The sequence below is a fragment of the Xylanibacter ruminicola genome, assembly GCF_900142525.1.
GTDB lineage: Bacteria > Bacteroidota > Bacteroidia > Bacteroidales > Bacteroidaceae > Prevotella > Prevotella ruminicola_A.
In genome coordinates this window covers 49884-61701 of record NZ_FRBD01000020.1, presented here as the reverse complement: position 1 = coordinate 61701, position 11818 = coordinate 49884, and the positions used below count along the sequence as shown (strand labels likewise).

Here is an 11818-nt window from a genome sequence, read left to right as displayed (position 1 = left end):
AAGTAAAAGCATAATAAAAAAACATAAATAACTATGGAAACAAAAAAGAAACAATCTAAGGCTCCTGAGCATATCGGGTTGGTGCGTAATGACTCATGGTTGGAACCTTTTGAGGCAGCCATCCGTGGACGTCACGACCACGCTGTATGGAAGATTAACCAGTTGACAAAGAATGGCAAGAAGACTCTTAGTGATTTTGCTTCTGGTCATCTTTATTTCGGACTCCATAAGTTGGCTAAAGGCTGGGTGTTCCGCGAGTGGGCGCCTAATGCTACCGACATTTATCTGATTGGTGACTTTAACAACTGGCAGGAGAACGAGAAGTATCGTTGCAAGCGCATAGCTGGTACTGGTAACTGGGAGTTGAAACTTTCAGAGAAAGCCCTGAAGCATGGTCAGCTTTACAAAATGAAGGTAAAGTGGAATGGGGGAGAAGGAGAACGCATCCCTGCATGGTGCCGCCGTGTGGTTCAGGATGATAATACCAAGATATTCTCAGCTCAGGTTTGGAATCCTGAGAAGAAATACGAGTTCAAGAAAAAGAACTTCAAGCCCAAGAAGAACCCATTGCTCATTTACGAGTGCCATGTAGGTATGGGGCAGGATGCCGAGAAGGTGGGCACCTATAAGGAATTTAAGGATAATGTATTGCCTCGTGTCATTAAGGATGGTTATAACTGTATTCAGGTGATGGCCATTCAGGAGCATCCTTATTATGGCTCGTTCGGCTATCATGTATCATCTTTCTTTGCACCATCAAGCCGTTTCGGCACACCTGAGGATTTGAAGGAACTTATTGATACAGCCCACAAGAATGGCGTTGCCGTGATTATGGATATCGTTCACTCTCATGCTGTAAAGAATGAGGTTGAAGGCTTGGGAAATCTGGCTGGCGATCCTAATCAGTTCTTCTATCCAGGCGACCGTCATGAGCATCCGGCTTGGGATTCGCTCTGCTTCGACTATGGTAAGGATGATGTGCTGCACTTCCTGCTTTCTAACTGTAAGTATTGGCTAGAGGAGTATCAGTTCGATGGTTTCCGCTTTGATGGCGTAACCTCAATGCTTTATTACTCTCATGGCCTGGGTGAGGCATTTGGAGGATATGGTGATTACTTTAATGGTCATGAGGATGATAATGCTATCTGCTATCTCACCCTTGCTAATAAGCTGATTCATGAGGTTAATCCTAATGCAATTACTATTGCAGAAGAAGTATCAGGTATGCCTGGTCTCGCAGCCAAGTTCGAGGATGGAGGTTACGGCTTCGACTACCGTATGGCCATGAACATCCCTGATTACTGGATTAAGACTATTAAAGAGGTACGCGATGAGGATATCAACGTTTGCTCTATATTCTGGGAGGTGAAGAACCGCCGACCTGACGAGAAGACTATCTCGTATTGCGAGAGTCACGATCAGGCACTTGTGGGCGATAAGACCATTATCTTCCGTTTGATTGATGCCGATATGTATTGGCATTTTGCCAAGAAGGATGTAAACGATATCGCCCAGCGTGGTATCGCCCTCCATAAGATGATTCGCCTGGTAACTGTCGGAGCCATCAATGGTGGTTACCTAAACTTTATGGGTAACGAGTTCGGACATCCAGAGTGGATTGATTTCCCACGCGAAGGAAATGGATGGAGCTATAAGTATGCTCGTCGCCAATGGAATCTTGTAGATAATAAAGATCTCTGCTATCATTGGTTGGGCGACTTCGATCGCGAGATGTTGAAGACCATCAAGAGTGTGCGCAACTTCCAGGATAAACCCGTAGTTGAGATATGGCATGATGATGGCGATCAGGTACTTTGCTTCATGCGTGGCGATCTGGTATTTGTATTCAACTTCTCGCCTACACGCAGCTATACCGATTATGGCTTCCTGGTTCCAACGGGTTCTTATAAGGTGGTGTTGAATACCGACTCGAAGGATTTTGGTGGAAACGGTTTTGCCGACGACACAGTTACTCACTTCACAAACTACGATCCTCTTTATGTTGAGGATCATAAGGAGTGGCTCAAACTCTATATCCCGGCTCGTTCGGCCGTAGTATTGAAGAAAATCTGAAATGGCTTATAGAAATTATCGTAAAAAGCAACAAAATGATAGCGCAATGACCATCCGTGTCGTGTGCGCTATCGTTTTTGTACTCTTCTCTTGGTGTTGGACGTATTACTTCCAGCGCGATTTGTTAACTATGGCGCAGCATGTGTTGAGTCATGGTCTTACCCATTACAATCGTCTTGCTGGTGCTGTTGTGATAACCGTTGTGCTCTTAATCCTGCAGAATCTGGTACATAAGATATCCAGACTTAATAAAAGTTTCTACGCCCTCACTTTCTTTCCTTCCATGCTGTTTCTGGGTATGCTTACTAATATCACACCCGATCCTGAGGGGGGCATCACCCATGATTTCCCTGGTTGGCTAGCTGTTATCCTCCTCATCGTTTGGGGTGGTGTATCGTATGTGGCAACCAAGCTTCAGGAACTTGATGACGATCCTAATCCCAATATTCTCTCACGTTCCATGTGGGTTAATCTGCTCATCATGGTTTTTATGATGATGACTACTGCTGGCATTGCTAATACCAATGCTGTGTTCCATTATCGGATGAGGGCAGAGCGTTGTTTGCTTGACGGAGATTATGATGGGGCTTTGTCTGCAGGTAAAGAATCGCTTGAGTGCGATGAAACTCTTGTCATGTTACGTATGCAAGCTCTGGCTCGTAAGGATGCCCTTGGCGAGAAACTTTTTGAGTATAAGGTTTGTGGTACCAGTAAAACCATCCTGCCTACAAACGATAGTATCTGTCCGTTATTATTATATCCCGCCGAGCGTATGTATAAGTTCATTGGTGCTATTCCTGCCCATAAGATGGAACCTATGCACTATCTAAAGTTGGTTCAGCGTAAGGATTCTGTGCCACGTAAGGTTGTGACCGATTATCTGCTTTCAGGTTATCTGATTGATAAAGAGATTGATACTTTTGCCCGAGAGGTGAAAAAGTATTATCCCATGAACGACAGTCTGCCAAAGCATTATAGTGAGGCTATGGTGCTCTATACCCATCTGCGTTCAAAACCCGTTACGGTGTATCACAATACAGTCATGGATGAGGACTACGATAACTTCCGCGATCTTAGAAACAAGTATCCAAATAAGATGGAGCAGAAGGGTAAAGTAGAAGAAGAATACTTTGGTACCTATTGGTATTATTACTGGTACGAGTAAAAAAATAATAGCCTCCCGATTTATCGAGAGGCTTTCTTTTTGTTCTTATTTGTAAAGATAGCGTTTGATACTCTTCTTTGGCGTCTTTTCAAACTCTTCTTCGTGTATTTCTATCTCTGATATCTTTTCGTAAGCTGGAAGAATCTCGTTAAGACCATTGCGGTTCTGCTCCATGATATTCTTCAGATCTTCTTCCGAGAATCCCATGTTGTTGGCTTCGTCCATATCGGGATGTACCAAAGCTACGAGCTTGTTGTCGCGTTGTACAACGATGCTCTCTACAACCATAGTCATCGAGTTCAGCTTGTCCTCAATCTCCTCAGGATAGATGTTCTGTCCGTTAGGACCAAGCAGCATGTTCTTCGAACGTCCGTTGATAAACACGTTTCCATCGGCATCCATTGTTCCAAGGTCGCCTGTGTGATACCATCCGTCGCGGTCAATAGTCTCAGCAGTAGCTTCAGGGTTCTTGTAGTAACCCAGCATCACATTTGGTCCTTTGGTTAGAATCTCACCAGGAATACGTCTTGGGTCAGGCGATACAATCTTTACCTCCTGATGCAGGGCTGCGCATCCGCAAGAGCCTGGAGCAAAGGTCTTATAATCGCGATAGCAGATGATGGGTGCACACTCTGTGGCGCCATAGCCCACGGTATATGGGAAGTCTATGCGCTTCAGGAAATGTTCTACCTCCTGGTTCAGGGCTGCACCGCCGATGATGACCTCGTACATGTTTCCACCAAAAGCCTTCAGTACTTCCTGACAAATCATCTCTCGAACCTTCTTTGAGATGACTGGCATCTGTAGCAACAGACGCATACGGTTGTTCTGTATCTTTGGGAAAACCTTCTTGCGGATAATCTTCTCGATAATCAGAGGTACGGCAATCACGATTTTTGGTTTAACTTCCTGAAGTGCCTGAGCAATGATGGCTGGCGATGGAACGCGATTCAGGTAGTACACATGACAACCGTGCAGGAATTCGAATATAAACTCGAATGCCATTCCGTACATGTGGGCCATTGGCAACATTGATATCACCTTGTCGCCTGCCTTAATGATGTTACCCAGTACGCTGATGGCAAAGTCGTAGTTCGACCAAAGAGCGCGGTAGGGTAGCATCACACCCTTTGAGAATCCTGTTGTGCCGCTAGTGTAGTTGATAACAGCCAGTTCCTCAGGACTCTGCTCTATGTAGTAGCTAACATGTTCCTTACGGAAATACTTGGGAAATTTCTTTCCGTATAGCTCGTTCAGATGCTCGCGTGCATAAGTCAGCTTGTCGGTTCTTGACAGCATCAGCGAGTAGTCGGGGTTGTTAATGATACCCTCAAGTGTAGGCATAGCCTGGGGATCGATAATTGTAGCCACATGGTCGCCCACAAAGAGCAGTCGTGCTTCTGAGTGGTTGACGATGTTGTGTACCTGTTCGGCGTTAAACTCGTGCAGAATGGGCACGGCAATAGCACCATAGGTAAGTGTGGCAAGGAAAGCCACAGCCCATTGTGATGAGTTTCGTCCGCAGAGGGCGATCTTGTCGCCCTTCTGTATTCCGCTGTTTTCGAAAAGTATGTGTAACTTTTCGATTTTTCTGGCTACGTCATGAAACTGTAGCGTCTGTCCCTTAAAATCTGTAAGGGCATCGCGATCCCAATTGTCGATGATACTTTTCTGTATCAGAGCGTTAAAACTAGGTATATGTTCCATATGCTATTAGTTATTCTTATATAGGTAGCGTTTGATACTCTTCTTTGGTGTCTTGGCAAATTCCTCGTCTTGGAGTTCAATTGCCGAGATACGACTATATGCGGGCAGGATGTTATTCAATTCCTGACGGTTCTGCTCCATGATATTCTCCAGTTCCTCGCGGGTAAAGCTAACCACCTCGTCCTTATCGGGGTGTACCAGAGCCACCAGCTTGTCGCCACGCTGGATCACCAGACTTTCTGACACCATTGCCATCGTGTTAAGCTTGTCTTCTATTTCCTCTGGATATACGTTCTGTCCGTTAGCTCCCAGTAGCATATTCTTCAAGCGTCCACGGATAAAAATATGTCCGTCGGCCGACATTGTTGCCAAATCGCCAGTATGATACCATCCATCTGCGTCCAGCACTTCGCGGGTAGCCTCTTCGTTCATGTAATATCCTGTCATTACATTTGTACCTTTGGCCACAATCTCGCCTGCAATATTCTGTGGGTCTGGGCTCAGAATCTTTACCTCCATGCGGTCAACTGGTGTTCCGCATGATCCGGCAGCAAAGTCGTGATAGTCGCTGAACGAAATCAGCGGAGCGCACTCTGTAGTGCCATAGCCAACGGTTATTGGGAATCCGATTGATAACAGGAACTCCTCAACCTCTTTCGAGAGAGGGGCACCGCCCACGATAATTTCATAAAGGTTGCCGCCAAAGGCTTTGTAAACCTCATTGCAGATGCGTGTCTTTACCTTCTTGCTAACTATAGGCATAGCCAGCAGCAGGCGCATGCGATTATCCTGAATCTTTGGGAATACTTTTTTACGTATAATCTTCTCAATAATCAACGGAACAGTAATGATGACTGATGGCTTTACTGTAGCAAACGCCTCGGCTATGATGGCCGGACTCGGCAGACGGGTCAGGAAGAACAGATGGCATCCATTGCAGAATCCGAAAAGGAATTCTACCGCCATTCCGTACATGTGAGCCATAGGCAGAATGCTAAGCATGTTGTCGCCGGCCTTTACGTTGCGACCAAGTATGCGCAAACAAAACTCCACGTTGCTCCAGATGGTGCGGTAGGGTAACATTACTCCCTTTGAGAATCCGGTAGTTCCGCTGGTGTAGTTAATCATCGACAATTCTTCAGCCGAGTCTTCATGATACTTAACATGCTCTGCCCTGAATGCCTTGGGATATTTGCTGCCAAACATCATATTAAGATGTTCGCGCGCGTATGTAATCTTTTCCGATCTTGAAACAAACAGCGAGAAGTCGGGCAGATTGATAATAGCCTCAAGTGATGGCATCGCTTCAGGATCGATTGTCTTAACCGCAAAATCTCCGATAAACAAGAGTTTGGAGCCTGAGTGATTCACAATATTCTGAATCTGCTCACCATTAAACTCGTGTAGAATAGGCACAGCTACGGCACCATAGGTAAGTGTAGCCAGGAATGTTACTGCCCAATGGGCTGAATTACGACCGCAGATGGCAATCTTATCTCCTTTTATTACACCGCTGTTTTCAAATAATATATGGATTTTTTCGATTTTGCGTGCAACATCGTGATACTGGAGCGTAATGCCCTGATAATCAGTAAGGGCATCCTGGTCCCAGTTGTTCACTATGGCTTTCTGTATTAAAGCATTAAAACTGCTAAATTGTTCCATTAAAACTGCACAAATTTTGAAATTTTGTGCAAAGGTAATGCATTTTTTGCACACTACCAAATGTTTTTGTGCAATTTTTTAAAAAATTACTCGTATCTCATCGATTTCGCAGGGTGGATATGCGAAATCAAGTAACTTGGTGCAATTAAAACGAAAACACATATCAAAAGTGTGGCTACGTTTATCATTGCTATGAGTGGCAGATTCAGTTCCATTGGTGCCTCACTCACATAGTATGTCTGCGGGTCGAGTGCTATCAGTCCTGTATACTGTTGGAGTAGAACAATGCCAATACCTACTATGTTGCCCCAGAACAATCCTTGGCTGATGATGAATACCGAGAACCAAAGGAATGTGTGGCGAACCGTTTTGTTTCTGGCGCCCAGAGCTTTCAATATACCTATCATCTGGGTTCGCTCAAGTATGATAATCAGCAGTCCGCTAATCATGGTGAATCCAGCCACACATACCATCAGAGCCAGGATAATCCACACGTTGATGTCGAGCAGTTCCAGCCACGAGAATACCTGTGGGTATAGTTCGTAGATGGTCTCTGTAGTTAGCGCGTTGCCTTGTTCGTCGCTTGTGCGGTTCACGTTGTCGATAAACACGTTGGCTGTAGCGTCCAGGTGCTTAAAGTCTTTTACCAGTACCTCTATGCCTGTGGCTTGGTTCTCAGTCCAACCGTTCAGCTTGTTAGCGGTATACAGGTCGGTAAAACACAATGTCTCGTCAAAGCGTGTCATGTTGGTCTGATATATGCCGCTGATGGTGAACTTACGGGTTCTTACATCTTCGTTATCTATAAAGTAGCCGTACAGCTTGTCGCCGGCTTTCAGTCGCAACTTGTCGGCTATCATTTTCGATATCAACAACTTGTAGTGACTAGCTGAGTCGCTGAACTGTGGTATCGAACCTTCGGTGATGTGTTGGCTCAGAAAGGTGGTGTCGTATTCGGCTGCGATACCTTTAAATGCCACGCCCAGAAAGTCTTCGTCTGTTTTCAGTATTCCCTGTGTCATACTGAAGCGCTCGGCATGGGCTACACCATCCAAATGGCTGATAACCTTCATCAGACTATCGTTGGCGCAGATGGGGTGAGGGTCGCCACCATTATAGTTCAGAATGTTGTGTACTTGTATATGACTGCCAAATCCCACAACCTTATCGCGGATGGTGTGCTTGAATCCCAACACCACGCTAACTGTTACTATCATCACAGCCAGACCGATAGCCACTCCGATAGTAGCTATACGAATAGCTGGGCGACTCACTTTTCGTTTGTCGCCCTGATCACTATATATCTTCTTAGCTATGTATAGAGGAAAGTTCAATTGTCAATTATCAATTACTCTTCGTCCACTCTTCCTGGATATGCTTCAAGTGCCTTGCGCAGCACTACTAGCGCGCGCTCCAGATCTTTCTTCTTCAGCACGTAGGCTATACGAACCTGATTGATACCCGCACCAGGGGTGGTGTAGAATCCGGCAGCAGGAGCCATCATTACTGTCTCGCCCTCGTACTCAAACTCCGAGAGGCACCAGCGGCAGAACTTCTCTGCATCGTCTACTGGCAACTTGGCCACGGTGTAGAAGGCGCCCATTGGTATTGGCGAGTAAACGCCTGGAATACGGTTCAGTCCGTCAATCAGGCACTTACGGCGCTCCACATACTCATCGTACACATCGCGATAGTAATCCTCTGGTGCATCCAGCGATGCCTCGGCTACTATCTGTCCAATCAATGGGGGAGAAAGTCGGGCCTGACAGAATTTCATCACGGCCTTACGTACCTCTGGGTTCTTGGTAATCAGGGCGCCGATACGGATACCGCACTCTGAATAACGCTTTGATACCGAGTCAATCAGAATAACGTTCTGCTCAATACCCTCCAGATGGCAGGCTGAGATATATGGCGAACCTGTGTAGATGTACTCACGATATACCTCGTCTGAGAACAGATACAGGTCGTACTTCTTTACCAGGTCGCGTATCTGGTTCATCTCGCGGCGAGTGTACAGGTAACCCGTCGGGTTGTTTGGGTTACATATCATAATAGCGCGTGTGCGCTCGTTGATCAGCTCTTCGAACTTCTCTACCTTAGGCAGGCTGAATCCTTCCTCGATAGTTGTAGCAATAGTACGGATTTTGGCTCCTGCTGAGATGGCGAATGCCATATAGTTAGCATAAGCTGGCTCGGGCACGATAATCTCGTCGCCTGGGTTCAGGCAGCTCAGGAATGCAAAAAGTACTGCCTCACTACCACCGCTGGTAATAATGATATCGTCGGCAGTCACGTTGATATTGTACTTCGCGTAATAGTCTACCAGTTTCTCGCGATAGCTCTGATAGCCCTGCGAGGGTGAATACTCCAGGATTTCACGGTCTATCTGCTTCAAGGCGTCGAGTCCTACTTGTGGGGTTGGCAGGTCCGGCTGACCGATGTTCAGGTGGTACACCTTGGTACCTCTCTTTTTGGCGGCAACTGCTAGTGGAGCGAGTTTTCTGATAGGCGACTCGGGCATCTCCAGTCCGCGTACTGATATCTCAGGCATCTTTCTATTTGACTATTTTTACTATTTACAATTTTACATTTTGCGGTGCAAAGGTACTAAATTATTTTTAAAACTTGCTTTTTTTCGATTTATTTGTTTACTTTTGCACCAAAATTTTAGCAAACGATGAATTTCGAGGAATTATTAGAAACGCGCGACGTCAGGAAAACCACTAAAGTACGTCTGCCATACGGCTACTTCTACAAGCGGTTGATAGATGGAAAGTACTCGAACTTTGTGGAGTTTCACGACGAGGTGGCCGATCATGTGGCCTTCAGCAACTGTGTGCGTACCGAGGCTGCCGACATGGAGAAGGTGGCCAACAAACACCAGCTGCACTTTGTGCCTAACGAGGGCGACGGTGGTGTGTATGCTATCGCCGTAGAGGTGGGCAACTTCATCACCTTCGAGCAGCTGCTTAACGAGAATCCTGCTATCATCGCGCGTGAGTCGTTCGACATCGAGACCATTCACGACCTGGCCGAAATCACCGAGTTGCTAAACGATAAGGGCATCTATCATGTGTGTTTTGCACCCTGCAACGTGTTGGCCCGCAAAAACGATTCGAGCGTGCGCCTGCTGTGCCACGGCTCGTTCTATGCCAAGCTCGACCAGGAGACGCTCTACGACGGACTGGAGGATTACGTGGCCCCCGAGGTGCTGGCTGGTGGCGAGATTACCGCCCGTGCTGATGTCTACTCGCTGGCCAAGTTCGTCAACTGGTTGTATCACTCGGCCGGACTGCCTATGGAGTGGCGCTATGTCATCAAGCGTGCCACAGCTGCCGACCCCGAACGCCGCTATGCATCGGTCAAGGAGTTCTATAACGCCCTGACTAACTATAAGAACATGCGCCGCACGGCTCTGGTGGGCTTTGCTGCCATCGCCATCGCGCTGGCCATCGTGGGCGGTTACTTCTATATGTTGCCACAGCCTGATGATGTGGAGTATGTAGAGCCTGTTGAGGAGCCTATACCTGATGATTTGCTTGATGATAATAACCTCCTTTACGGTCTGGGTGCCGATGCCGACTCGGCTACCATCGCCAATATCGTAGCCAAGCAGATGCGTGCAAAGGATTCGGTTACTATCGACGAGAGAGAGATGAAGGCGTATGAGGCCAAGGCCGAACAGATATTCCGTAAGCAGTTTACCAAGGAGGCCGACCGTATCCTCAATAAGGTATATAATAAGAAGGAGATGAACCTCAATGAGAAGGATTTCATGACTCGCAGTCGCTCTATGACCGAGGAGCTTGCTAAGGTAGAGAGCGAATTGGCTAAGTCGTCTAACCTTGGCAATGAGAAGTCGCAGCGCATAGCCAGCGAGATTATCGACCAGCTTACCACCAAGAAGATGGAAGCGCTTGATAAAGATTATCTAGGAATAAAAAAGAATAAAACAGAAAAGAAATGAGAAGCAGAACAGCAATGTGGTTTGAATGCAAGATCCGTTACGAGAAGGTAATGGAGGATGGCTTGCAGAAGAAAGTAAACGAGAATTATGTAGTAGACGCACTCAGCTTCAGCGAGGCCGAGACTCGCATCACCGAGGAGATGTCGTCATATATCAGCGGAGAATTTGAAGTAGCAGATATCAAGAAGGCTGCCTTTAAGGAGGTGTTCTTTACCGATGATAACATCGCCGATAAGTGGTACAAGGCCAAGCTGCAGTTCATTACTATCGACGAGAAGACCGAGAAGGAGAAGCGCTCTACTGTTACCTATCTTGTTCAGGCAGGCTCAATGAATGGCGCCATGAAGAACATCGACGAGGTGATGGGTGGCACCATGATCGATTATGTGGTTGCCTCGGTAGCCGAGACCACTCTGATGGATGTCTACGAGTATGGCAAGTCGAACGACAAGCCTGAATACGAGCAGCAGTAATGGATTACGACGTTAAATCTCATCTGCACGAGGTCATCGACCATTTGCCACAGGGCGTTCGCCTTGTGGCTATCTCTAAGTATCACCCCAACGAGTATATCGAGGCTGCATACGAGGAAGGTCAGCGTGTGTTTGGTGAGAGTCACGAACAGGAGCTGCGATTGAAACACCAGTCGCTGCCAACTGATATTGAGTGGCACTTTATCGGCCATCTGCAGACTAACAAGGTGAAGTACATAGCTCCCTATGTGTCGATGATCGAGGCTGTTGATTCGCTCAAACTTCTGCGCGAGATTAACAAGCAGGCTGAGAAGTGCGGCCGGGTTATCAAAGTGCTGCTGGAACTGCATATAGCCGAAGAGGCTACCAAATACGGTCTTACCCTCGATGCCTGTCGCGAACTATTGGCTGGCGGCGAGTGGCGCGAGATGAAGAACGTGCAGATATGCGGATTGATGATGATGGCATCGTTTGTAGAGGATACTGAGCAGATTCGCCGCGAGATGAGCATCGCCCGCGATTTCTTCGACGAGGTTAAAGCTGAATACTTCGCCGATGATGATGCCTTCTGCGAGCGTTCGTGGGGCATGAGCGATGATTATCCCATAGCCCTCGAAACCGGCTCCACCATGATTCGTGTAGGAACGAAAATCTTCGGTCCAAGAGTATATTAATATTATTTTACCTACGGATTATACGGATTTTTATATTTTTTCGTGTTGCGATCTTAGAGATTAATCCGTAAAATCCGTAAAATCCGTAGGC

General features: G+C 46.8%; 9 protein-coding genes. 5 read left to right on the top strand and 4 right to left on the bottom strand.

Annotated elements, in window-relative coordinates; all coding sequences use genetic code 11:
- Positions 1-33 precede the first annotated feature (33 nt).
- The gene (locus BUB86_RS13130) at positions 34-2073 is read left to right on the top strand and encodes an alpha amylase C-terminal domain-containing protein (protein ID WP_073210281.1); all 2040 of its coding nucleotides are present in this window, start codon (positions 34-36) and stop codon (positions 2071-2073) included.
- A gap of 1 nt (position 2074) precedes the next feature.
- Entirely contained in the window at positions 2075-3238 is a 1164-nt protein-coding gene (locus BUB86_RS13125; protein WP_073210279.1) for a DUF6057 family protein, read from the top strand.
- Positions 3239-3283: 45 nt separating this feature from the next.
- Here the strand turns inward: BUB86_RS13125 and BUB86_RS13120 are convergent, their stop codons facing one another.
- The 4 genes from BUB86_RS13120 to BUB86_RS13105 form a co-directional block, all read right to left on the bottom strand.
- The gene (locus tag BUB86_RS13120; protein ID WP_073210278.1) at positions 3284-4945 is read right to left on the bottom strand and encodes an AMP-binding protein; all 1662 of its coding nucleotides are present in this window, start codon (positions 4943-4945) and stop codon (positions 3284-3286) included.
- Between the two features lie 6 nt (positions 4946-4951).
- Positions 4952-6610, bottom strand: coding sequence for an AMP-binding protein (locus BUB86_RS13115; RefSeq protein WP_073210275.1), 1659 nt, complete (start codon positions 6608-6610; stop codon positions 4952-4954).
- 86 nt (positions 6611-6696) lie between these two features.
- The gene (locus BUB86_RS13110) at positions 6697-7944 is read right to left on the bottom strand and encodes an ABC transporter permease (RefSeq protein WP_073210273.1); all 1248 of its coding nucleotides are present in this window, start codon (positions 7942-7944) and stop codon (positions 6697-6699) included.
- Positions 7945-7958: 14 nt separating this feature from the next.
- Positions 7959-9164, bottom strand: a complete 1206-nt coding sequence (locus tag BUB86_RS13105; protein ID WP_073210271.1) for a pyridoxal phosphate-dependent aminotransferase — start codon at positions 9162-9164, stop codon at positions 7959-7961.
- 126 nt (positions 9165-9290) lie between these two features.
- Here BUB86_RS13105 and BUB86_RS13100 point away from each other — a divergent pair, with 126 nt between their 5' ends.
- Genes BUB86_RS13100 through BUB86_RS13090 form a run of 3 tightly spaced genes read left to right on the top strand, consistent with a single transcriptional unit; the run spans position 9291 to position 11727 of the window.
- Positions 9291-10580 (top strand): hypothetical protein, encoded by a 1290-nt coding sequence (locus BUB86_RS13100; RefSeq protein ID WP_073210269.1) that lies wholly within the window; start codon positions 9291-9293, stop codon positions 10578-10580.
- Positions 10577-11053, top strand: coding sequence for a DUF4494 domain-containing protein (locus BUB86_RS13095; protein ID WP_073210266.1), 477 nt, complete (start codon positions 10577-10579; stop codon positions 11051-11053). The genes BUB86_RS13100 and BUB86_RS13095 overlap by 4 nt, the downstream gene beginning before the upstream one ends.
- Positions 11053-11727, top strand: coding sequence for a YggS family pyridoxal phosphate-dependent enzyme (locus tag BUB86_RS13090; RefSeq protein WP_073210264.1), 675 nt, complete (start codon positions 11053-11055; stop codon positions 11725-11727). The genes BUB86_RS13095 and BUB86_RS13090 overlap by 1 nt, the downstream gene beginning before the upstream one ends.
- Positions 11728-11818 lie beyond the last annotated feature (91 nt).